General features: G+C 44.7%; 19 protein-coding genes. 15 read left to right on the top strand and 4 right to left on the bottom strand.

The window, feature by feature from the left end; all coding sequences use genetic code 11:
- Nucleotides 1-70 precede the first annotated feature (70 nt).
- Together RTN07_RS00695 and RTN07_RS00700 are read right to left on the bottom strand one after the other, a co-directional pair.
- Nucleotides 71-3,334: an efflux RND transporter permease subunit gene (locus tag RTN07_RS00695; protein WP_312174799.1), complete on the bottom strand. Its 3,264-nt coding sequence runs from the start codon at nt 3,332-3,334 to the stop codon at nt 71-73.
- 14 nt (nt 3,335-3,348) lie between these two features.
- The gene (locus tag RTN07_RS00700) at nt 3,349-4,737 is read right to left on the bottom strand and encodes an efflux RND transporter periplasmic adaptor subunit (RefSeq protein ID WP_312174802.1); all 1,389 of its coding nucleotides are present in this window, start codon (nt 4,735-4,737) and stop codon (nt 3,349-3,351) included.
- Between the two features lie 288 nt (nt 4,738-5,025).
- Here RTN07_RS00700 and RTN07_RS00705 point away from each other — a divergent pair, with 288 nt between their 5' ends.
- Entirely contained in the window at nt 5,026-5,604 is a 579-nt protein-coding gene (locus tag RTN07_RS00705) for a TetR/AcrR family transcriptional regulator (RefSeq protein ID WP_312174804.1), read from the top strand.
- Here the strand turns inward: RTN07_RS00705 and RTN07_RS00710 are convergent.
- Both RTN07_RS00710 and RTN07_RS00715 read right to left on the bottom strand, forming a co-directional pair.
- The gene (locus tag RTN07_RS00710; RefSeq protein WP_312174807.1) at nt 5,601-6,533 is read right to left on the bottom strand and encodes an alpha/beta fold hydrolase; all 933 of its coding nucleotides are present in this window, start codon (nt 6,531-6,533) and stop codon (nt 5,601-5,603) included. The genes RTN07_RS00705 and RTN07_RS00710 overlap by 4 nt on opposite strands.
- A 105-nt stretch (nt 6,534-6,638) precedes the next feature.
- Entirely contained in the window at nt 6,639-7,559 is a 921-nt protein-coding gene (locus RTN07_RS00715; protein WP_312175385.1) for a polyprenyl synthetase family protein, read from the bottom strand.
- A 440-nt stretch (nt 7,560-7,999) separates the two neighbouring features.
- Between RTN07_RS00715 and rplU the strand changes: the two genes are divergently transcribed.
- The 14 genes from rplU (at nt 8,000) to nuoL (ending at nt 22,925) form a co-directional block, all read left to right on the top strand.
- Nucleotides 8,000-8,311, top strand: a complete 312-nt coding sequence (gene rplU, locus RTN07_RS00720) for a 50S ribosomal protein L21 (protein WP_312174809.1) — start codon at nt 8,000-8,002, stop codon at nt 8,309-8,311.
- Between the two features lie 40 nt (nt 8,312-8,351).
- On the top strand, nt 8,352-8,615 hold the full coding sequence (gene rpmA, locus RTN07_RS00725) for a 50S ribosomal protein L27 (protein WP_036591251.1): 264 nt from the start codon (nt 8,352-8,354) through the stop codon (nt 8,613-8,615).
- Nucleotides 8,616-8,974: 359 nt separating this feature from the next.
- On the top strand, nt 8,975-9,664 hold the full coding sequence (gene lolA / locus RTN07_RS00730; RefSeq protein WP_312174811.1) for an outer membrane lipoprotein periplasmic chaperone LolA: 690 nt from the start codon (nt 8,975-8,977) through the stop codon (nt 9,662-9,664).
- A gap of 529 nt (nt 9,665-10,193) precedes the next feature.
- On the top strand, nt 10,194-10,727 hold the full coding sequence (gene ndhC / locus RTN07_RS00735) for an NADH-quinone oxidoreductase subunit A (protein ID WP_409455522.1): 534 nt from the start codon (nt 10,194-10,196) through the stop codon (nt 10,725-10,727).
- Between the two features lie 93 nt (nt 10,728-10,820).
- A complete protein-coding gene (locus RTN07_RS00740) occupies nt 10,821-11,483 on the top strand; it encodes a NuoB/complex I 20 kDa subunit family protein (protein WP_060996372.1) in 663 nt (220 codons plus the stop codon).
- 146 nt (nt 11,484-11,629) lie between these two features.
- The gene (gene nuoC, locus RTN07_RS00745; RefSeq protein WP_404935798.1) at nt 11,630-13,432 is read left to right on the top strand and encodes an NADH-quinone oxidoreductase subunit C/D; all 1,803 of its coding nucleotides are present in this window, start codon (nt 11,630-11,632) and stop codon (nt 13,430-13,432) included.
- Nucleotides 13,433-13,445: 13 nt separating this feature from the next.
- Entirely contained in the window at nt 13,446-13,955 is a 510-nt protein-coding gene (nuoE, locus tag RTN07_RS00750; protein ID WP_076774498.1) for an NADH-quinone oxidoreductase subunit NuoE, read from the top strand.
- Complete coding sequence (gene nuoF, locus RTN07_RS00755; RefSeq protein WP_312174814.1) at nt 13,952-15,424, top strand: NADH-quinone oxidoreductase subunit NuoF; 1,473 nt, start codon at nt 13,952-13,954, stop codon at nt 15,422-15,424. Before nuoE ends, nuoF begins: the two co-directional genes overlap by 4 nt.
- 9 nt (nt 15,425-15,433) lie before the next feature.
- Nucleotides 15,434-18,430, top strand: a complete 2,997-nt coding sequence (gene nuoG, locus RTN07_RS00760) for an NADH-quinone oxidoreductase subunit NuoG (protein ID WP_312174816.1) — start codon at nt 15,434-15,436, stop codon at nt 18,428-18,430.
- Nucleotides 18,430-19,485: an NADH-quinone oxidoreductase subunit NuoH gene (gene nuoH / locus RTN07_RS00765; protein ID WP_144917308.1), complete on the top strand. Its 1,056-nt coding sequence runs from the start codon at nt 18,430-18,432 to the stop codon at nt 19,483-19,485. Before nuoG ends, nuoH begins: the two co-directional genes overlap by 1 nt.
- Before the next feature lie 15 nt (nt 19,486-19,500).
- A complete protein-coding gene (nuoI, locus tag RTN07_RS00770; RefSeq protein ID WP_007115474.1) occupies nt 19,501-20,052 on the top strand; it encodes an NADH-quinone oxidoreductase subunit NuoI in 552 nt (183 codons plus the stop codon).
- Nucleotides 20,049-20,693 (top strand): NADH-quinone oxidoreductase subunit J, encoded by a 645-nt coding sequence (gene nuoJ / locus RTN07_RS00775; protein ID WP_309575643.1) that lies wholly within the window; start codon nt 20,049-20,051, stop codon nt 20,691-20,693. Before nuoI ends, nuoJ begins: the two co-directional genes overlap by 4 nt.
- Nucleotides 20,693-21,016: an NADH-quinone oxidoreductase subunit NuoK gene (gene nuoK, locus RTN07_RS00780; RefSeq protein WP_007115476.1), complete on the top strand. Its 324-nt coding sequence runs from the start codon at nt 20,693-20,695 to the stop codon at nt 21,014-21,016. Before nuoJ ends, nuoK begins: the two co-directional genes overlap by 1 nt.
- 7 nt (nt 21,017-21,023) lie before the next feature.
- Nucleotides 21,024-22,925 carry an NADH-quinone oxidoreductase subunit L gene (gene nuoL / locus RTN07_RS00785; protein WP_312174823.1) on the top strand — a complete coding sequence of 634 codons (1,902 nt, stop codon included), beginning with the start codon at nt 21,024-21,026 and terminating at the stop codon, nt 22,923-22,925.
- Nucleotides 22,926-22,929: the final 4 nt, after the last annotated feature.

Below are 22,929 nucleotides of genomic sequence, written 5' to 3' on the forward strand. Positions count from 1 at the left end.
TACCTGTATCAACATAATGTGTTTGTTATTGTAAAAGATTAAATGGGTAAAATGTTTACCCATTTATGTCTTATTGATGGTTGGATTGTGAACTGTCATCAGGCTTGTAGATACTCACCTGCGTGGGCTGAGTGACAGCGACAGGTTCAGCAGGATTAGGCGAGTAAGGTGATACGGGTTGTAAGTCACCATCATTACCATCATTGGGGTCATGCGGTTTGCTACCTTTAATCAGTGAGCGTATCCACACATAGAACACTGGGATAAAGAACACCCCTAGGATAGTTGCACTGACCACGCCGCCTAACACACTTGTACCAATCGCATTTTGGCTACCTGAGCCTGCGCCCGTTGCCAAAAATAAGGGCACCACACCAACACCAAACGACAATGATGTCATGATAATCGGGCGTAAGCGTTGGCGAGCAGCGACCGTAACCGAATCATATAGATTATGTCCCAAATCTTGTCGTTCTTTGGCAAATTCAATAATCAAAATCGCATTTTTGGCTGATAAACCGACAACGGTCAGCAGACCCACTTGCAAATAAATATCGTTTGAAAGGCCGCGTAAACCCGTAAACAGTGCAGCACCCAATACCCCAAGTGGCACAACAAGTAGCACTGCAAAGGGAATTGACCAGCTTTCATACAGCGCGGCTAAACATAAGAAGACCACGAAAATCGAAATCGCGTACAGCATCGGTGCTTGCGCGCCAGATTTTTTCTCTTCTAATGATAAACCTGTCCATTCATAACTGATGCCTTTTGGCAGTTTGGCAATCATTTGCTCCATCGCCGTCATCGCTTGACCGGTACTAAGTCCTGGCGCTGCGTTACCTTGCAAGTTCATCGATGACAAGCTGTTATAACGCGTTAGCGTAGGCGAACCATACTGCCATTCACCGGTGGCAAACGAGCTAAACGGAATCATCTGATTGTCACTGTTACGTACATACCATTTGTTGATGTCCTCTGGGGTGGTACGGCTCTCAGCTTCACCTTGCATATACACTTTTTTGATACGACCACGATCCATAAAGTCATTGACGTAGCTACTACCCCAAGCGGTACTAAGAACACTGTTAATCACGCTCGGCGCGACACCCATAGCCGCAGCAGAATCATAATTGACGTTGACTTTATATTGGGGTGAATCTTCTTGTCCATTTGGACGCACGCCACTGACTTGTTTATTTTGCGCCGCCATGCCTAGTAGCATGTTACGGGCTTGCAGCAAGCCTTCGTGACCTAAGTTGCCGGAGTCTTGTAGCTGCAGATCAAAACCCGTTGCCGTACCCAAACCTTGAATAGCAGGCGGTGAAATGGCATATACTTGGGCTTCATTGATTTGGGTCATAAAATAACCCATGGCACGTTTGGCAATCGATTGCGCGGTATTTTCTTTACCCGGGCGCTCATCCCAATCTTTTAAGCGCACAAATGCCAACCCCATGTTTTGCCCTTGACCGGCAAAACTAAAGCCATTGACCATAAATACAGATTCTACAAGGTCTTTTTCTTGGGTTTTATAATAGGCGTTGACCTTTTCCATAACCGCTTGCGTTTGATTTTGGGTACTACCGGCAGGCAGTTGCACCAATGTAAACAGCACACCTTGGTCTTCTTCGGGAATAAACGAACTTGGAATACGGGTAAATAAGAACACCAATGCCGCAATCACCAAGGCATAAGGAATCATATACAGCCAGCGCATTTTGATACTGCGACCTACGAAGCTTTCATAGCCTTCACTAAGACGCATAAACATACGGTTAAATGCGCCAAAGAAACCGGTCTGATGCCCGCTGTGTTTGTCATGGGCTTTAGTGCGTTTGAGGATAGTCACACATAGGGCAGGGGTGAAAATCAACGCAACTAAGGCTGATAGTACCATACTGCTGATAAGCGTCACTGAGAACTGTCGATAAATCACCCCAGTTGAGCCGCCAAAGAATGCCATCGGTAAAAATACCGCCGACAAAACCAAGGAAATACCAATGACCACTTTACTGATTTCGCGCATCGATTCACGGGTGGCTTCCAGTGGCGTCATGTCTGGATTTTCTTCCAGCAAACGCTCAACGTTTTCGACCACGACAATCGCATCATCGACTAACAGACCGATGGATAACACCATGGCAAACAGCGTCAACACATTGATACTATAGCCAAATACGTACAAAATACCAAACGTACCCAGTATTACCACAGGTACTGCCAACGTAGGAATAATCGTTGCGCGCCAGCTTTGTAAAAACAAGAACATCACTAAGAATACCAGTGCAATCGCTTCAGCAAGTGTTCTGACCACTTCCTCAATCGACAAACGTACAAATGGCGTGGTGTCATAAGCAACCGAGGCTTTTAAGCCCGCAGGAAAATTAGGTTCAAGCTCTTTGAGTTTGGCTTCTACGGCATCACGTGTGCTTAAAGCATTGGCGCCAGATGACAGTGAGATACCGATACCTGCCGCATCTTTGCCATTGTAGCGGGCAATCTCGCTGTAGCTTTCACTACCAATTTCCACTTTGGCGACATCGCCCAAGCGAATTTGCGCGCCATTTGTGTTACTTTTAAGCAAAATATTACGAAATTGCTCTGGGGTTTGTAAGTAACTTTGCACAGTCACTGTGGCATTAATGGCTTGACGGGCTTCGTCAGTCGGCGTTTGTCCTAGCTGACCGGCTGATACTTGCGCGTTTTGCGCTTGAATTGCGCTGGTGATATCCGAGGGTATTAAGCCATAGGTACGAAGTTTTTCAGGGTCTAACCAAATACGCATGGAATACGCAGAGCCAAACACATTGACGTTACCTACACCCTCGACACGGCTGATCTGGTCAACCACGTTGGAGTTGAGATAATCGGCAATATCGGCACGATCCATACTGCCATCTTCAGATGTCATCGCCAGTACCATCAAGAAGCCACTCGTGGACTTATTGACGTTGACCCCCATGCGCTGCACCATCTCTGGCAGCGAACTCATGGCAGATTGCAGTTTGTTTTGGACTTGGACTTGTGCCGTATCGGGATCTGTACCATTCTCAAAGGTCAAGGTAATTTGCGCAGCGCCACTTGATGATGAACTTGAGGACATATACATCAATCCATCAAGCCCTTTCATTTTTTGCTCAATCACCTGAGTGACGGAGTCTTCAATGGTTTGGGCAGCGGCACCTGGATAAGTTGCTGAGATACTAATGGTAGGTGGGGCAATACGTGGATACTGCTCAATCGGTAATTTAAAAATTGCTAAGATACCCATCAGCATGATGAGCATGGCAATCACCCAAGCAAAGATGGGTCTATCAATAAAAAAGCGTGACATGATATCTCCCGTGCTTATGGTTGCGCAGTTTTGGCGGTAGTTGAGCTATTTGTTACGGTCGTTTTGGTCGTCGTCGTGGTAGAAGCATTGGTCGGTACCGCGGTTGAGGCTGATGTAGACGCCACATAAGGCATGGCTTTGACTTGCTGATCTGGTTTGACTTTGGCGCCACCAACCATCACCACTTGCTCACCTTGTTTTAGACCGCTAGTGACAATCCATTGACCTTGGTGCGTACCTTGAACCGTAACTGGGCGTACTTGGATTTTATTATTGGCGTCAACCACATACACGGTTGATTCACCTTTGGCGGTACGATTAATGGCACTTTGTGGCAATAATACGGCATTATTGATAATACCTTGAATCAACTGGGCATTCACCATCATCCCTGGCAACAGCACAAAGTTATCATTGCTAAATACCGCGCGTAGATTAACCGTGCCTGTGGTACTATCCACTTTAGCTTCTTCAAAGCGAAGTTGTCCTACCATCGGGTAGGTTGAGCCATCAGCGAGCTTTAACTGAACCTGAGCGGTACGTGGTGTGCTAAGTTTACCAGCCGCAAATTGCTGACGAAGTGCCAATAACTCGGCGGCTGACTGACTGATATCGACATAAATTGGATTGAGCTGCGAGACGGTTACCATCTGCGTCGAGCCCGCGGTGGCAAGCGCACCGACATTGACATTTGAGCGACTGGTGATACCACTAATAGGCGCTTTAACCACGGTACGGCTCATGGTGAGCTGGTTGCTATTCACTGATTGTTGTGCGCCGCGAGCCGCTGCTTGGGCGGCATCAATATTGGCTTGTGCCACCCCGACTTGCGCCTGCGCATTTTTAACCGCTGCTTGCGCGGTACGCACGGCGGTCGCCCCTTGGTCATATTCTTGACTGGAGATAGCTTCAGTACCACGTAGCTGTTTTAGACGGTTTAAATTGGTTTGAGCCAGCGCAAGTTCGGCTTGGCGGGTTTCTAGCACCGCTAAGGCATTATTATAGTTGGCTTTTGCGGTATTGACACTGGCAAGGCTTTGGTCAAGGCTTGCGCGACTACCGGCAAGTACACTGGTGTAGCTATCGGTATTGATTTGATATAACGGCTGATTTTGTTTGACAAAAGTGCCTTCGCGAAACAACTGGCGGTCAATAATACCTGATACTTGCGGCGTAACGGTGGCTTGTTGATAGGCGACAACTTTACCTGATAACTCTTTGGTAAGTGGAATCGTTTGGAATGTTACAGGCTGTACATTGACTATTGTGGGTGGCATTTGCGCCTGTGCACCTGCTGCACCGCCGCCGCCACTTTGTTGCTGGGCTGCTGTGTCTGACTTATTACACCCGATTAATAAGCTACAACTCGCTAATGACACCATGAACAACACTGGGTATCTCATACCAACCTCATAAAAAGTAGGGAATTTTAAAAAAAATATTATAAAATAAATGCGACATTGTTGTTGCAATATTTACGATAAGACACAAAACTTTAGGATAACTAAATGATAGCTACATTACTACCTAGTGATCGGCAGCCATTATTTTAAAAAAAAATCTTAGATTGCGAAACCAACAATATTAAACAAAGTAAGTGTTTAAGCAACAATTATTGCCTATTTGTATCGATAAAAATTTTAAAATGTCAAAGCCATTGATAGATTTTTTTAATAAGGAAACATTTCCCCATGATTTTAAGTCGTAACAAGTCACCTGATTTACGTGTTGTCAAAACCCATAAAGCCATCCGTGAAGCCTTTATTATGTTGTTGTCTGAGCAGGAGTATAACGATATCGCTATCCAAGCAATTTTGGAGCGCGCCAAAGTCAATCGCGCTACTTTTTATAAATACTACAGTGGTAAGGGTGATTTGGCAGGGCAGATGATTGATGATTTCAAGCAGGAAGTCAGCCAGCTATTTCAAGACAGGCTCAATGCTGATAGTCAAATGCTACAAATGATTATGGAAAATCATTCACAAAAAATGTTTGAACGCCGCCAACAGATGCTTGCCCTGTGGAAAATCCGCACCCAACACCACAATCTTTATCATGATATGTTTTTGATGGGTAAACAAAACTTTATTGAACTGGCTAAAAAACAAAAGGCGACAGATTATTTAACGGCGGAGGCGATTGATTACCAAGCCACCATGATGGCAACTATCTTTATGGCAAGTTTTAAATACTATTTTGAAAAAGATTTGCCATTACCGAAGAAATTGCCAGTGGATTGGCAACAAATGCTGAACATCATAAAAAGCTAGCCTAGTTGGCTATCATAACGAAAATGATTAATAAAATAACTTGCTAATACCTCGACCAGTGCCACGGGCATATCGTGACCAAGCTCATCAATAAGTATCAATTTATTATGCGCAATATGCTTGGCAAGCGAATAGGCATGACTAAATGGAATGAGTTTGTCTTGTTTGCCATGAATGATGAGGGTGGGTTGGTGGATTTGTTTGTCAATATCGACCAGTGACCCCGTCGCCAAAATCGCCAGTAACTGCCGCTGCGTGCCTTTCGGATAAAAACGTCGTTTAAATAGTTTTTTAGCTTTGCTGAACGCCGCTTGTTCATCAAAGTAATCGGGGCTGGCGATGGTCTTGATGGTCTGCACGAACTGCTGGGTCAATGCGTCAGCATCTTGGCTTTTGGGTAGTGGCTGGGTAAAAGCCTTGATGGCTTCAATAGCGGGTGGGCGCGAAAAGGGTCGATTGTTACTGGTGGATAATAGTCCCAATTTTTCTACTTGGTGGGGATAACGCACCGCCATGATTTGCGCAATCATACCGCCCATCGATTGACCAATCACAAAGTATTTTTTGATGCCCAACATTTTGAGCAGTTGATAGGCATCTTCTGCCATGTCGTACAAATCATACGGTGTTTCCAAATTTTTTAGCGGTAGCCCCAGTCCAAATCTGCCCAGCAATTTGGCTTTATAAATGGGCGAATCATGAGCGGGGGTCAGTTTTTTGTGCTTAAGCTTACTGGATTTGCCTATGTCGCGATTGTCAAATCGCACGACCCGAAAGCCAGCATTGATTAACGCATAGCAAAATTCATTGGGCCATACCAAGCTTTGCGCGCCTAAGCCCATAATCAGTACGATGGTAGGGTGAGCAGGGTCGCCACCGACTTCCACATAGAATTTATACTTTGGGGTGCGCACCTTGGCAGCCTGCATAAAATCCGCGTGTTTGGAAGGCTTAAATTTAATTGGGTGGTCAGTCATGGCAAATTTGGGATTTTTCGCCTCAATTTAGCAAAGGTTTATGAATGATTAATGACGTTAATATAACCTTTGGCTGGCAAGCGTCATCAAATCGAGTAAACCTTGGCGATATGGTGAATCAGGCAAAGTCAGCACGGCTTGTCTAGCAATCTCGCTTTCTTGCATCGCTTTGTCACGGCAATACGCCAGTGCGCCGCTGGTTTTGACAATTTCAATAATTTCTTGGGTGTCGTTTACTTGACCTGTCTGAATGGCAATCCGTAATTTTTCATGCGTATCACCCGTGGTCATTTCAAGCGCTTTAATCAGCGGCAAGGTTGGCTTGCCTTCAGCGATATCATCACCCACGTTTTTGCCGAGAACCTCACTGTCACCGACAAAGTCTAAGATATCATCAATGATTTGGAAGGCATTACCAAAGTGCTGACCAAATTTAGCGAAGGCGTCATTGTATTCAGGACGATTTTCCAAAATAGCCACGCCTTGACTTGCCATCATAAATAGCCGAGAGGTTTTACCGTCAATGATTTTCATATAATCGGCTTCGGTAGCTTTAGGGTCATGCTGATGTTGTAGCTGCAATACTTCCCCTTCAGCGATATCACAGGTGCCATCTGAGAATAACTGCAATAACGGCAACGAGCCAAAACCCACCAAAAGATTAAATGAACGGGCAATCAGGTAGTCACCGACCAATACAGCCGTTGCATTATCCCACGTTGCATTTGCGGTCGGTTTACCGCGGCGCATACCTGACGCATCAATCACATCGTCATGTACTAACGTTGCGGTATGCAGCATCTCAGTGATTGCGCCCAAATGCATGGCAGCTTGTGATGGCTCATCGTTACAAATGCGTGAGCAAAGCAGCGAAATCAGCGGCCGCATACGCTTACCGCCTGCGTTGATGACATGCTGACTCACCGACATGACCAGTTTGACTTTGGAGCTTAGACTACCATACACCTGCTTATCCATAATCTCGAAATCGTCAGCGATAATAGATTGAATCTGCTGATAGGTGACAGGCGTGCTGTTACTGTCTTTGGTAACAGCATTGATAGCAGTGGATGTAGGATTTGATTGTTCATTGTCTAACATAGGTAGGCTCAAGGCTTGGAGTGAAAATTTGTGAAATTTGGCTTGTGGTGAAAGTCGGCAAAATCATACCATACTGCCGTTTTTTGTGTAAGTTATAGCTGTGTATTTTTATTGGCGACTTGTATTACTCAGCATCCATTGTGTTGAGAAACGCGCAATAATTTATCAGCCAAAATCGCCCCCGCATCTGTGAAGTTTTACTTGATTTTAACCACTAGAAACGTTAAAATCGCGACCTTATATTTCCCTGTGTATCCGTCGTAGAAGTGTTATCGCCCTTGGTAGCCACGGTGTACGGGTTTATTGGAGCAACCAAGATGTATGCAGTAATCAAAAGTGGTGGTAAACAACATCGCGTCGTTCAAGATGAATTTTTAAAAGTTGAATTGCTAAAAGCTGAAAAAGGCGATACCATCAAAATTGAAGACGTTTTAATGTTCGTTGATGGCAGTGATATCAAAATTGGTCAACCTGTGGTTGCCGGTGCAGTGGTCGAAGCTGAAGTAGTAGAACATGGTCGTGGCGAGAAAGTACGTATTGTAAAACACAGACGTCGTAAACACTACCATAAAGAACAAGGTCACCGTCAATGGTATACTTTGTTAAAAATCAAAGCAATCACTGCTTAATTGACTATTTCAAACACATTAATCTCTAGGAGACATCGACATGGCACATAAAAAAGCCGCAGGTTCTACCCGTAACGGTCGTGATTCAAACCCAAAAATGCTTGGCGTAAAAATCTTTGGCGGTCAACAAGTTGTTGCTGGTAACATCATTGTACGTCAACGTGGTACAGAATTTCACGCAGGTGAAGGTGTAGGTATGGGTCGTGACCATACATTATTTGCTTTAACTGACGGCGTGGTAAAATTTGCTGTTAAAGGTAAATTCAATCGTCGCTACGTATTTGTTGAAGGCGCAGCTGAATAATCACTCAGCTTGTTGTTAAACAAATCAACCCAATAAGTTGCACTTATTGGGTTTTTTATTGCTTATAGCCAAGCGTCTTAACGGGTTTTGGATAGTCTTGAATGGCTTGGCACTGGTTAGTTATTATCTAGTCAAAACTTTCTTTCTTATCACTCAGCTATTGTTACATTTGTTACAACTTAAACAACAATCATTGCATGGGGCGTCTAGTTGGGTAAGAAAAATTTAGCGACAATATCTGTCAGCAAATTTAGCTTAACTTGTTAATTTATAATTTATTGATTAGCCTGTTGGGCTGATATTATTTTTGAATACTTTTTCTAAACTTTTAACAATTTTTATTGAATGAGGAACCTACCATGACAACATCTACTAATAAAATTATCAATAAATTAGCCACCGGTACATTATCAGCACTATTGATTACTAGCATGCCGATGACCGTCGCCATGCAATCAGCCAATGCCGCTGTCGCCAACTCATCAACTGCGGCAACAAACTTAAATAACCTACTTAAAAATGTCAAAAGCATGACCGCCAATTTTAGTCAAACCACCTCTGGCACAGGTGGCAAGGGCTTAAGTAAAGCATCAAAGAATTTCTCAGGTACTATGGCTGTGCAACGTCCAAACCAGTTTCGTTGGCAGATTGATGGTACGGCATCGCAACTGATTGTTGCCAATGGCAATACGCTTTGGGTGTACGATAAAGACTTAAATCAAGCGACCAAGCAAAGCGTGAGCAATCAAGTAGGGGATACCCCAGCACTGATTTTGTCAGGTGATCCCAGCAAAATCGCCAATAGTTTTAATGTGACCCAGCCGATTGCCTCAAAAAACTATTATGTGCTGTATCCAAAAAGTGGCAATGCCAACTTTAAAAGTTTAGGTATCGCTTTTAACAGCGGTAATCCTGTCATGATGGTATTAAATGATAATTTGGGACAAACCACCAGTATTCGATTCTCAGATGTGAAACGCAATACGTCAATTGCCAGTAATCAATTTAGCTTCACACCACCTAAAGGCGTTGATGTGATTAACCAATAAGGTATTTAACTATTTCATTAAATACCTTATTTAAATGATTTTTGGCTGATAAACCCTGCTTATGGCAGGGTTTTTTTGCTAAAGTGTTGCTCTTTAATTAACGGTTAATTAACGGAAGATTGAAGCGTGCTACTAGCATTTTTTACATAAAATGAGTAAACTATCCGTGTTTTAGCCAGTTAACAGCAATATATAGTTACTTTTGTTAAAATACGCATTTTTATAAAGTGATGTAATGCTACTTTATATTAGGTTTTCATCGTGGTTTTAGCAATATATTTGACTAGCCTGTTTAGTAACTAGCCAATCACTCACCGATTACAATAATGGTCAATGGATGTGCAGCGGGGCAGCTTGTTAGCTGGTACGAGGTAATCTTAAGGAAAATAGTTCTTAAGACGTTATCTGCCATCGTCTTTGTGATATTACGCTTAAGCCAGATGGGCTTGGTGGAAGTATCAAAAATATCGTCCCAACTTGAATTGCTTAACCTACGTAACGGTTAGTCGTATTGCCCAGGAGTATCCTCATGATTCCAGTCATTGATTGGTCTGCAATTGTATTTATTTTGGCAGCCATAGGACTTTGTATTTTCATGCTTGTTGTGCCAAGATTGTTAGGTGGTACTTCTAAAGGCTTTCAAAAGCAAGAAAATTTCGAGTCGGGTGTGGTCAGTGCTGGTTCTGCCAGAATCCGTTTATCTGCAAAATTCTATATCGTCGCTATTTTCTTTATTATCTTTGACTTAGAAGCATTATACCTATATACCTATGCGGTATCGGTCAGAGAAGCAGGTTGGCTGGGATTTTGGACCGCTGTGCTATTTGTGGTAGAGTTGTTAATCGGTCTATATTATCTGCTCAAACTAGGGGCGCTTAACTGGTCACCTGCAGACAAAAAGCCAAAACCAAAACGTTTGGCTGCTGCGCCTGCGGGCTTTAATCTGGCGGATATTACCCGCTTTAATGGTGTTGAAGAGTTAGAAATTGACCCTACTGGTAAAATCCCTGCCCAGTTGTCTGGCGCAATGAACCAAAACCCAAACAATAACGCGGTAAAATAATAACCCAACTTTGCAATCTATGTTGCAAGGTCTTTTGCATTTGTAGTGACGTAGAGCGAAATCCTGCTTTAAAAATCAAGGTGATCGAGCATTATGAAATATACATTAACCAAAGCCAATCCAGATGCCGACAGATTTCCAGCCCAAACCCGTCAAATTATTGACGAAGAGGAAGTCAATAAAAACGTCGTCATGACGCGATTAGAAGATTTGACCCATAGCCTTGCAAACTGGGGTCGTAAGCATTCATTGTGGCCATTTAACTTTGGTACCTCTTGCTGCTATGTAGAATACGCAACGACATTAACAGGCGTGCATGACTTGTCGCGCTTTGGCGCTGAGGTTATTCGTGCGTCACCGCGCCAAGCTGATGTGATGATTGTGGCAGGTACTTGCTTTATGAAGATGGCGCCTGTTATTCAGCGTCTCTATGAGCAAATGCTTGAGCCTAAATGGGTCATCTCAATGGGTGCCTGTGCCAATTCAGGCGGCATGTACGATGTATATTCAGTGGTGCAAGGCGTTGATAAAATCATTCCCGTCGATGTGTATATCCCTGGTTGCCCCCCACGTCCAGAAGCTTTGATTCAAGCCATCATGCTGCTGCAAGAATCGATTACTAAAGAACGTCGTCCACTCGGTATTCATGTCAATGACCAAGGTATCTACCAACCTGTCATGCAGCCAGAACGTGACCGTAAACAAGCCGATCGCATCGCGGTCAAAAATCTACGCAGCCCAGATAACATTGATTAATGCTAGAGATTGGTTAATGCTAGAGCATTGATTAATGCTAGAGTAAGTCTCTGGATAGATTTAGGATGAATTTTCGCTAAGTAAAAGCTTATCGGATTGCGTTCAAAACAAAAAAAGGTATTCCACTACCTTCTTAATAATTGTGAATGAGGAAAGTGCCACTCATGGTAACGGTAACTGATAATCAAGCACAAACTGATGTCCCAGCAGTGATTGCAGAATTAAATCGCAAGTTTGAGGGGCAGTTTGTTGTACAAAAAACCTTTGACGCTTTTCCCACTATTTGGGTCAGCCGTGAACAGGTCATCGAAGTACTTCTGTACCTTCGCACCTTGCCACAGCCCTACGTGATGTTACTGGATATTTCAGCGATTGATGAGCGCTTACGCCAACATCGTAAAGACAGGGATGGCAATGCCTTACCTGACAGTGATTTCACTGTGTTCTATCATCTAATGTCATTAGAACGCAACACGGATATCCGTATCAAAGTGGCGCTCAAAGAAGCTGATTTACATATCCCAACGGCAACCCGCATTTGGCCGAATGCCAACTGGTATGAGCGCGAAGCGTGGGATATGTTTGGTATTACCTTTGATGGTCACCCCCATCTAACCCGTATTCTGTTGCCAAAATACTGGGAAGGTCATCCACTGCGTAAAGAATACGCCTCTCGTGCGACTGAAGTACCGCCTTATTATCTCGATAAAGGCAAGCAGATGTTTGAGCAGGAGAATCTACGATTTGTTCCAGAAGAGTGGGGCATGAAACGTAGTGGCCGTGATGAAGACTTTATGTTCCTAAACTTGGGTCCTAACCATCCCTCTGCGCACGGTGCATTTCGCGTTGTGCTTCAGCTAGACGGTGAGGAAGTCATCGACTGTATCCCAGATATTGGTTATCACCATCGCGGCGCTGAAAAAATTGCTGAACGCCAAACTTGGCATTCATTTATTCCTTACACTGACCGTATCGATTATCTTGGTGGGGTGATGAATGAATTACCCTACATCATGTCAGTGGAAAAACTGGCAGGTATTACGGTACCAGACCGCGCGAATACCATTCGTATCATGATGAGTGAGTTCTTCCGTATCACCAATAATTTGCTGTACTGGGGTACATTTATTCAGGACGCGGGCGGTATGACGCCAGTGTTTTATATGTTCGCCGACCGTCAAAAAGCGTATGATGTGATTGAAGCGGTAACCGGTTATCGTATGCACCCAGCGTGGTTTCGTATTGGCGGTACCGCGATGGACTTGCCAAACGGCTGGCACAAACTGGTTCGTGAATTCTTAGATTGGATGCCAAAACGTATCGATGAATACGTCAAAGCCACCATGAAAAACAAGGTGCTACAACTGCGTACCCAAAACGTTGCCCAATACGATGCTAAATCTGCACTGGCTTGGGGCGTATCAGGTCATGGTCTACGTGCCACCGGTATCCCTTACGATGTGCGTAAAGCGCGTCCTTATCTTGGCTATGAAAATTTTGATTTTGAAGTGCCCATTGAGTTTAATGGCGATGCGTATGACCGCTGTTTGGTCAAAATTGAAGAGATTCGTCAGTCACTGCGTATCATTGAGCAATGTCTCAACAACATGCCAATGGGGGCATACAAAGCCGATCACCCACTGGCTGTCCCACCCCCCAAAGACCGCACCTTAAATGACATTGAGACCTTAATTAACCACTTTATTTCAGTATCGTGGGGTCCTGTCATGCCAGAAGGCGAGTCCTCCTTTATGGTGGAAGCAGTGAAAGGTATTACCAACTATTATATTACGTCTGATCGCTCAACCATGAGTTACCGTACCCGTATTCGTACACCGACCTTTGCGCATTTACAGCAAATGCCGTCAGTCATTAATGGTAGCTTGGTTTCTGACTTAATTATTTATCTAGCGTCGATTGACGTTGTTATGGCAGACGTTGACCGTTAGGAGAAAACCACCGATGAAGATTGTAACTGATAAAACCCCAAAGGTGGATGTCGCAAGCATTCTAACCGAAGCAGAAATTCACGACATTCATGAATTTATGCATCATTATCCACAAAGCCGCGCGGCATCACTTGATGCGCTAAAAATTGTCCAACGCCGTAATGGCTGGGTGGATGATGCACAAGTCAACGCGATTGCTAATATCTTAAAAATCCCAGTCACCGATGTGGAAGGGGTTGCAACATTTTATAACCGTATCTACCGCTCACCGGTTGGTCGTCATGTGATTTTGGTCTGTGACTCAATTGGTTGTTATCTGGTAGGTGGCGAGAATTTAGGTCAAGCTTTTGAGCGCACTTTAGGTATTAGTTTTGGTCAAACCACCCCAGACAATCGTTTTACCTTATTACCCATTTGTTGTTTAGGCAACTGTGATAAAGGTCCAGCGGTTTTGATTGATGAAGATACCTACGGTCCTGTCCAAATTGAAGAGATTGCTGAATTGCTGGAGCAATACGCATGAATATAACCCGTCAAATTAATAATCGAAAAATTGGCAAATCACCCAGTCAATTGGGCGAGCAAAGCATTCCTATTTATGGTGATAAAGCGACAGCCACCAGTGAGACCAAGCCCCTAACTTGGCGTTTGGCGCATTATGACTCAGTGCTAGATTTGGCAACCTATGAAAGCCTAAAAGGGTTTGAAGGTCTAAAAAACGCCTTGGCTAAATCTGCCAAAGAAGTGGGCAACATGATTAAAGATGCCAATGTGCGTGGACGTGGCGGTGCAGGCTTTAATGCAGGTCTTAAATGGACCTTTATGACGCCACCCGATGGCGGACCCCGTTACTTGATTTGTAACGCAGATGAGATGGAGCCAGGCACGTTTAAAGACCGTTTACTCATGGAGCGCCTACCATTTCAGCTGATTGAAGGGATGATTATCTCAGGCTATGCCATTGGCGCAACCGCAGGGTATATTTTTATCCGTGGTGAGTATATTGAAGCCGCTAAACGCCTAAATAATGCATTGGATGAATGCCGTGCCAAAGGGTATTTAGGCGATAATATTCTAGGTTCCGGCTATAGCTTTGATTTACACGTGCATACCGGTGCAGGTCGTTATATCTGCGGTGAAGAAACTGCGCTCATTAACTCGCTTGAAGGTCGCCGTGCCAATCCACGTACCAAACCACCCTTTCCACAAGTATCAGGGGCATGGGGTCGTCCCACTGTGGTCAATAACGTAGAGTCTTTAAACAACATGCCGGGTATCATGCTGCATGGCGTAGAATGGTATAAAGGCCTTGCACAAGGCAAATCAGAAAACCCAGGCACCAAAATCATGGGTTGTTCAGGTCTAGTCAATGAGCCCGGTCTATGGGAACTGCCATTTGGTACTACCGCTCGCGAAATTATTTTTGATTATGCCAAAGGCATGAAAGACGGCCGTAAACTAAAAGCTTGGTTGCCAGGCGGTGCGTCAACTGACTTCTTAACCGCCAGTGACGAGCATTTAGACCTGCCAATGGACTTTGAACCCATCATGAAAGCGGGTAGCCGTTTAGGTACCTGTTTGATTATGGTGGTAGATGAATCGCAAGATATGGTGTCACTGTCGCTCAATTTGCAAAAATTCTTTGCCCGTGAATCCTGCGGTTGGTGTACGCCTTGCCGTGATGGTTTGCCATGGGGGGTCAAAACCTTGCATGCCATCGATACAGGCAATGGTCAACCTGTCGATATTGACGTATTGCGGCAATTGACCAAAGATTTGTGGTTAGGTAAAACCTTCTGCGCCCACGCACCGGGTGCGGTTGAGCCATTACAAAGTGCGTTAAAATACTTTTTACCAGAATTTGAAGCTAAAATTGGTAACAATGTGGTGCCTGAAGAACAATTGTCCCCAACGGGCGTGCCTTCATTTGCAAATAGCGAAAAAGTTGAAGTGTATCAACCGGTTAAGACCACCAATGGGCAATCAGTGTAAGGAATTAACATGGCAATTATTCATATAGACGGTCAAGACGTCGAAGTTGATGGTGCCGATAACTTGCTACAAGCTTGTTTATCGCTTGGCATCGATATCCCTTATTTTTGTTATCACCCTGCATTGGGCTCGGTGGGTTCTTGCCGCCAGTGTGCCGTCAAGCAATATAATAACAAAGAAGATTATGAAGCGGGTCGTGGTCGTTTGGTCATGTCCTGTATGGTCAATCCGACCCCAGACATGTGGATCTCAGTGACGGATGCAGAAGTGAAAAACTTCCGTAAAAGCTTGGTTGAGTTCTTAATGACTAACCACCCCCATGACTGTCCAACCTGTGAAGAGGGCGGTCATTGTCACTTGCAAGATATGACCTACATGTCAGGTCACAATCATCGTAAATACCGCTTTACTAAACGTACTCACCAAAACCAAGACTTGGGTCCATTTATCAATCATGAAATGAACCGCTGTATCGCGTGTTATCGCTGCGTGCGTTATTACAAAGACTACGCGGGTGGTGAAGATTTGGGCGTTTACGCATCAGCAAGCCGTGTGTACTTTGGTCGTGATAAAGACGGTCAGTTTGAAAGTGAATTTTCAGGCAATCTTACCGAAGTTTGTCCAACTGGGGTATTTACCGACAAAACTCACTCAGAGCGCTACAATCGTAAATGGGACATGCAATATGCCCCAAGCATTTGTCATGGCTGTTCGGCCGGTTGTAATATCTCAGCGGGTGAGCGCTATGGGGAATTGCGCCGTATCGAAAACCGTTTTAATGGTGAAGTCAACGCTTACTTCCTGTGTGACCGTGGTCGTTTCGGCTATGGCTATGTCAACCGCCAAGACCGCCCAATTCAAGCGATTGAAACACTAAACGGTAAACAAACCAATCTGAGCATTGACCATACTATCGATGCCATCAAAAACCGTTTGCAAGGTAAAAAAGCCATCGGTATTGGTTCACCTGTTGCCAGCCTTGAATCAAACTATGCGCTAAAACGCTTAGTCGGTGCCGAAAATTTTAGCATTGGTATTACCAGTCAAGAAAAAACCGTGGTACAAAAATGTATCGATGTGTTGACCACAGAAAATATCCATAATCCAAGCATGCGTGAGATTGAGGATTATGATGCGGTATTGATTTTGGGTGAAGATATTACCCAAACCAGTCCACGTATTGCACTGGCAGTACGCCAAGCGGCAAAAAATCGCGCCAAACAAATGGCAGATGCACTAAAAACGCCAGATTTCTTGGCAGAGCCTGTGGCTCGTATCGGTCAAAAAGACTACAGCCCAATCTTTATTGTGGATGTCAAAGATACGCGCCTTGATGATATCGCCAAAGTAAGCTGCGTCGCTACCCCAAGCGATATCGCTGAACTAGGCTTTAGCATTGCTGAGCACATGAAAACGTTGGCTACCTCACAATTACCAAAAGATTTGGTCATCGATGAAGACGATAATGCTGATATGCAAGCATTTGCTAAACATATCGCGCAGACGCTACTTAAAGCAACCAAACCACTTATCATCTCAGGTTCGTCACTGTACCACACCGCCATCATAGAAGCGGCGGCACAAATTGCCAATATCGCTGAGCAAAAACGCGGTGAAGTGGTCATCTATGAAAAAGGCGTGGTTGACGCCCACAACGTCCAAGTGGATGCAGAGATTGCCAAAATCGATGCAGAACAAGCCAAGCTCAAACAAGAGATGGATGAAGCGGCATTTGCTGAACAAGCTAAGCAGGTTAAACGCCCAAGCCGTATGAACCCGACCAAAGGCTATCAAGAAAAAGCGGGCTTGTACTTGTCAGTACCTGCTGCCAATAGCATAGGCGTCAACTTACTCGGTGGTAAAGCGATTGATGAATTAGATGATGATGCCGATGTGGTGATTGTCATGGAAAATGACATCAGCCGCCGCCTAACCGCTGAGCAAATGAACCAATTGCTAATCAATAAATCATTGATTGTACTCGATCATGAAGCTTACCAATGGCATAACCATGCAGACGTGATGGTGCCTGTAGCAACTTTTGCAGAAGCGGACGGTACACTAATCTCAGCAGAAGGTCGTGCACAGCGTTTCTTCCAAGTTTATGATCCTGTTTACTATCGCCCACAAAGCATGGTAAAAGAAAGCTGGCGTTGGTTACATGCAGTAGAGTCTGAGCTCAATGGCCGTGCGATTGACTGGACGCAGCTTGATGATGTGATTACTGCGGTCGCAGACACCAATCCACAATTAGCCGCAATCAGACAAGCAGCGCCATCAGCCGATTACCGTATTACTGGTCTAAAAGTCGCGCGTGAGCCACGCCGTTATTCCGGTCGTACAGCGATGCGTGCACCGATTTCTGTGCATGAGCCAGAGCAGCCGAAAGATATCGATACGGGCCTAACCTTCTCACAAGAAGGTTATGTGGGCACCCAAACGGATTCATCAATGATCCCATTTGCTTGGTCAGCAGGTTGGAACTCACCGCAAGCTTGGAATAAATACCAAGATAAAGTGGGTGGTCATCTAAAACATGGCGATCCAGGGGTGCGTATTTTTGATGCGTTAACACCATTGCCAAAACGTGAGTATATTGCGCCTGCGGCAGCTAGCCAACAAGGTTCTACCCAGCTAGTGCCGGTATATAATATTTTTGCTAGTGATGAACTCACTGCCCGTAGTGACGTGGTTGCCTCACAATTGCTGCCAGCTGCTTTTAGTGTATCAACGGATGATGCGGACAAATGGCAGTTGCAATCAGGTGATATGTTAACCGTCACAGTGAAGGGTATAGCCACCACATTACCTGTGCAGCTTGTCGATTACTTAGCCGAAAGCTGTGTGGGCTATCCTGTGGGACAGGCGGGTGCATTAGAAGCCCTGCTAGCGCAGCCTTATACCGACATCAGTATCGTAAAATCAGCAACTACCAACACTGTCGTACCACCAGCAGCTAATAATGGTGGCGTGACAGCTCAAGTAACTCCAGGGGAGGGGGTATAATGGATTATTCTGTTAGACAGATGCCCGATTTACCTGCATGGCTGGCTGGGGTAATGTCCCCTGAAGCTTGGTCAATTGTATTTTTGGCAGTGCAATCAATTGTTATTTTCTTGGCGGTGGTGATTTTTGCCGCGTTGATGATTCCTTATGAACGTCGCATGTTGGCACTGTGGCAAGACCGTTATGGTCCAAACCGTGTGGGTTGGCAAGGTTCACTACAAGTTGCCGCGGATATGCTCAAAATCTTCTTTAAAGAAGACTGGACCCCAAAATTTGCCGATAAATTTATCTTTATCTTGGCGCCTGCGATTTCATTGTTTACCGCTTTAGCTGCTTATATTATTGTACCAGTCACGCCATCACTCGGTGGCGCAGACTGGAGCATCGGTATTTTGTTCTTCTTTGCGATGGCAGGGTTGGCAGTTTATGCCGTGATGTTTGGTGGCTGGGCATCAGCCAATAAATATGCCTTGCTCGGTGGTCTACGCTCTGCTGCCCAAACCATTAGTTATGAAGTCTTTCTCGGATTATCGCTAATGGGTGTGGTGGCGTTGGCAGGGTCATTTAACTTACGCGATATCGTATACTCACAAGCCGGTGGTTTTTGGCACTGGAATGTATTTGGTCAAATTTTAGGGTTTTTAACCTTTATGGTCGCAGGTGTGGCAGTTACCCACCGTTTCCCATTTGACCAGCCAGAAGCAGAGCAAGAATTGGCAGAAGGTTACCATGTTGAATACTCAGGTATGAAATTTGGTATGTTCTTTGTCGGTGAGTATGTGAATATCGTTTTGGTATCATCGCTGATTACTATTTTATTCTTTGGTGGTTGGTTGCCATTATTTGATGGACTGAGTTTTATCCCGCCGATTATTTGGTTCATGTTAAAAACGCTATTTTTCATGACCATGTTTGTATTGGCGCGTGGCGCGTTGATGCGTCCACGTTATGACCAAGTAATGAACTTTGGCTGGAAAATTTGTCTACCCATTACCTTGATTAATTTACTCGCGACGGCGGCCTATGTATTATGGCGCACCCATGGTGTAGGGTAAGGTGGAGATTAACGTATGTATTTGACTATGGTAAAAAACACGATTACGGGTTTTGGCTCAATCTTGCGCACCCTAATCATGGTCGCAAGTCATGCGACCCGTAAACGTGATACGATTTTATACCCAGAACAACCTGTCCCTGTACCGCCGCGTTTTCGGGGGCGTATTGTACTGACACGTGACCCGGATGGGGATGAGCGCTGTGTTGCCTGTAATCTATGTGCTGTCGCTTGCCCGGTGGGTTGTATTTCACTGCAAAAAGCGGAACGTGAAGACGGACGCTGGTATCCAGAGTTTTTCCGTATTAATTTTTCGCGTTGTATCTTTTGTGGTATGTGTGAAGAAGCGTGCCCGACAACGGCTATTCAGATGACGCCAGATTTTGAGCTCGGTGAATACAACCGTCAAAACTTGGTGTATGAAAAAGAGCATTTGTTAATTTCAGGCCCGGGTAAATTTCCTGACTACAATTATTACCGTGTGACTGGGATGGCGACCAAAGATAAACCTAAAGGGGCACACCAAAATGAGTCTGCACCGATTGATTTACGGAGTTTATTGCCATGATAACCGGAGCAACGATAGGGTTTTATTTATTAGCGATTGTCGCTATTTTGGCTAGTTTGCGCGTGATTACTCGTACCAATCCTGTGCATGCGTTATTAAACATGATTGTCACGCTGCTGGCGTTATCAGGTATTTTCTTTGCCTTAGGTGCGCCATTTGCCGGTGCACTTGAAATCATCGTTTATGCAGGGGCGATTATGGTATTGTTCGTTTTTGTGGTGATGATGCTGAACTTAGGCACCCAAAGCACCTTAGAAGAAGAAAGCTGGTTATCATCATCAGCTTGGGCAGTGCCGGCAGGACTTGCATTTATTGTGGGTTTGACGCTGTTTAGTTTGATTGGCATGAAACATGGTTTTGAAGGAATGATGCCAGCGTTTATCGGGGTGGAGCCAGTTACGGCAAAAATGATCGGTGCCAAATTATTTACTGAATATTTATTGTTGGTCGAAATTGCAGGGTTTTTATTACTAGCGGGTTTGGTGGCGGCTTATCATTTGGCAAAATCTGCCTTGGATGATGAAAACGAAAGTCATAACAGTGAGCTTGGTAATACCATACAACCTGCCTTAACGAATTTTATTGATAAAGAGCCCAGCCAACCGGCTGTGTTACGCGAAGTTCAGGAGGAGAAGGCATAATGGGACACTTTCCATTAGAGCATGTGCCATTAGAGCACGGTCTAATCTTGTCAGCGATTTTGTTTGCCATTGGTTTTTGTGGTGTGATGGTACGACGTAATTTTTTGTTTATGTTGATGAGTCTTGAGATTATGATGAATGCTGCTGCCTTAGCATTTGTAGTGGCAGGTAGTCGCTGGGTCAGTCCTGACGGACAAATTATGTTTATTTTGGTGCTAACTTTGGCAGCCGCTGAAGTTGCAATTGGGTTGGCTATTCTTTTACAGTTTTATCATAAGCGTGGTCATTTAGATGTCGATACGGCAAATGAGATGAAAGGGTGAAGTCAAAATGAGTATGTTACCTTTAACCTTTATGCTGCCGCTGATTGGCTTTCTGATTCTAGCGACCATGCGTGACCGCTTAAGCGAAAACGCAGCCGCAGTGGTCGGTGTCGGCAGTATGGGTTTGGCTGCTTTGTGTGCCTTGATGGCAGGCAGTGATTTTTTAATGAACCATCCACAAGGCGCTGTCATTAATCAGCCGTTGTGGACGTGGATGCAAGTCGGTAGTTTTGCCCCGAAATTTGGTCTCATGCTGGATGGTTTGGGCGTGACCATGATGGGCGTGATTACCGGTGTCGGTTTTTTAATTCATATTTTCGCGTCATGGTATATGCGCGGTGAAACAGGCTACGCAAGATTTTTTAGCTATATGAACCTGTTTGTCGCAAGTATGTTGTTACTTGTGCTTGCTGACAATTTAGTGCTGTTGTACTTAGGTTGGGAAGGCGTTGGTATCTGTTCTTACTTATTGATTGGTTTTTATTATCACGAGCGCGCCAACGGCCGTGCTGCGATGAAAGCCTTTACCGTAACCCGTGTGGGTGATGTGTTCTTAGCGTTTGGCTTATTTTTGTTGTTCCGTGAATTGGGTACGTTAAATATCTCAGATATCAATGCCAATGTATCGCAAATGCTAACGTCGGCAGGGTCAACGGTGACGATTTTTGGTCATAGCTATCCTACCATCAAAGTTGCGGCTGTGATGCTAGTGCTGGGTGCGATGGGTAAATCTGCACAGATTCCGCTGCATTCTTGGCTTGCCGATGCGATGGCAGGTCCTACGCCTGTTTCAGCCTTGATTCATGCGGCAACGATGGTTACTGCAGGTGTGTATTTAATTGCCCGTTTACATCCTGTGTTTTTATTGACCCCTGATGTATTGGCAAGTTGGGTGGGTATCGTTGGTGCAACAACATTGTTGGTTGCTGGTTTCTGTGCGCTTGCACAAACCGATATCAAACGTATCTTAGCTTATTCAACCATGAGTCAAATCGGCTATATGTTCTTGGCATTAGGGGTAGGCGCTTGGCAAGTTGCGATTTTCCACTTGATGACCCATGCGTTCTTTAAAGCTTTATTATTCCTAGGGTCAGGCGCTGTTATCTTGGCTTACCATCATGAGCAAAACATCTTTAAAATGGGTGGGTTATTTTATAAAAATAAATTTCTATTTGCGGTGTTTGCGATTGGGGGTGGGGCACTTGCTGCGATTCCTTGGATTACAGTGGGTTATTACTCAAAAGATGAAATCATTTGGGAAACCTTCGCATCAGGTCATATGAATTTATTTTGGATGGCAGTAGTAGGTGCGTTTTTAACCTCGATTTATACGTTTCGTATGATTTGGATTGTGTTCTTTGGTGAAGAAAAAACGCCGATTCACGATCTTAAAGGTTGGACATACTGGCTGCCGCTCGCGGTATTGCTAGTGTTATCAACTGCGGTGGGGGCGATGATTCATCCACCATTAGCAGGCGTATTGCCACAAAGTTTTAGCGTGATTCATCCTGAGGTAGAATCCGGTAAGCACACGGCAGAAATGATTGTGATGGCTGCGATGTTGGCGGGCTTGATTGTGGGTGCTTTCTTGTTTGCCCTAGATAAAGGTCGCATCGTGAGTAAGTTTAACCAAACAGGTTTGGGCCGTGCGCTTAATTACTGGTGCTATCATGGTTTAGGCTTTGATGCTTTGTATGACATTGTATTTGTTAAACCATTCTTATTGATTGGTAAGTTGATTAAAATTGACCCGATTGACCGCACTTGGAATATTTTACCAGCGCTATCGTTGGCAGGTAACCGAGTGGCGACATGGTTCCAATCTGGCTCGATTCGTGGGTATGCTGCAAGCTTCGCTCTTGGCATGGCAGTATTGTTGGTGTTGGTAATGATGATGATAGGGAAGTAACAGT

It is taken from the genome of Moraxella sp. CTOTU46934, from assembly GCF_031979465.1.
Taxonomy (GTDB): domain Bacteria; phylum Pseudomonadota; class Gammaproteobacteria; order Pseudomonadales; family Moraxellaceae; genus Faucicola; species Faucicola tetraodonis.

What these genes read in the sequence shown, in the direction of transcription:
- RTN07_RS00695 (WP_312174799.1), bottom strand. Translation starts at nt 3,334, where the DNA reads ATGTCACGCTTTTTTATTGATAGACCCATCTTTGCTTGGGTGATTGCC.
- RTN07_RS00700 (WP_312174802.1), bottom strand. Translation starts at nt 4,737, where the DNA reads ATGAGATACCCAGTGTTGTTCATGGTGTCATTAGCGAGTTGTAGCTTA.
- RTN07_RS00705 (WP_312174804.1), top strand. Translation starts at nt 5,026, where the DNA reads ATGATTTTAAGTCGTAACAAGTCACCTGATTTACGTGTTGTCAAAACC.
- RTN07_RS00710 (WP_312174807.1), bottom strand. Translation starts at nt 6,533, where the DNA reads ATGCAGGCTGCCAAGGTGCGCACCCCAAAGTATAAATTCTATGTGGAA.
- RTN07_RS00715 (WP_312175385.1), bottom strand. Translation starts at nt 7,559, where the DNA reads ATGGATAAGCAGGTGTATGGTAGTCTAAGCTCCAAAGTCAAACTGGTC.
- rplU (WP_312174809.1), top strand. Translation starts at nt 8,000, where the DNA reads ATGTATGCAGTAATCAAAAGTGGTGGTAAACAACATCGCGTCGTTCAA.
- rpmA (WP_036591251.1), top strand. Translation starts at nt 8,352, where the DNA reads ATGGCACATAAAAAAGCCGCAGGTTCTACCCGTAACGGTCGTGATTCA.
- lolA (WP_312174811.1), top strand. Translation starts at nt 8,975, where the DNA reads ATGACAACATCTACTAATAAAATTATCAATAAATTAGCCACCGGTACA.
- ndhC (WP_409455522.1), top strand. Translation starts at nt 10,194, where the DNA reads ATGATTCCAGTCATTGATTGGTCTGCAATTGTATTTATTTTGGCAGCC.
- RTN07_RS00740 (WP_060996372.1), top strand. Translation starts at nt 10,821, where the DNA reads ATGAAATATACATTAACCAAAGCCAATCCAGATGCCGACAGATTTCCA.
- nuoC (WP_404935798.1), top strand. Translation starts at nt 11,630, where the DNA reads ATGAGGAAAGTGCCACTCATGGTAACGGTAACTGATAATCAAGCACAA.
- nuoE (WP_076774498.1), top strand. Translation starts at nt 13,446, where the DNA reads ATGAAGATTGTAACTGATAAAACCCCAAAGGTGGATGTCGCAAGCATT.
- nuoF (WP_312174814.1), top strand. Translation starts at nt 13,952, where the DNA reads ATGAATATAACCCGTCAAATTAATAATCGAAAAATTGGCAAATCACCC.
- nuoG (WP_312174816.1), top strand. Translation starts at nt 15,434, where the DNA reads ATGGCAATTATTCATATAGACGGTCAAGACGTCGAAGTTGATGGTGCC.
- nuoH (WP_144917308.1), top strand. Translation starts at nt 18,430, where the DNA reads ATGGATTATTCTGTTAGACAGATGCCCGATTTACCTGCATGGCTGGCT.
- nuoI (WP_007115474.1), top strand. Translation starts at nt 19,501, where the DNA reads ATGTATTTGACTATGGTAAAAAACACGATTACGGGTTTTGGCTCAATC.
- nuoJ (WP_309575643.1), top strand. Translation starts at nt 20,049, where the DNA reads ATGATAACCGGAGCAACGATAGGGTTTTATTTATTAGCGATTGTCGCT.
- nuoK (WP_007115476.1), top strand. Translation starts at nt 20,693, where the DNA reads ATGGGACACTTTCCATTAGAGCATGTGCCATTAGAGCACGGTCTAATC.
- nuoL (WP_312174823.1), top strand. Translation starts at nt 21,024, where the DNA reads ATGAGTATGTTACCTTTAACCTTTATGCTGCCGCTGATTGGCTTTCTG.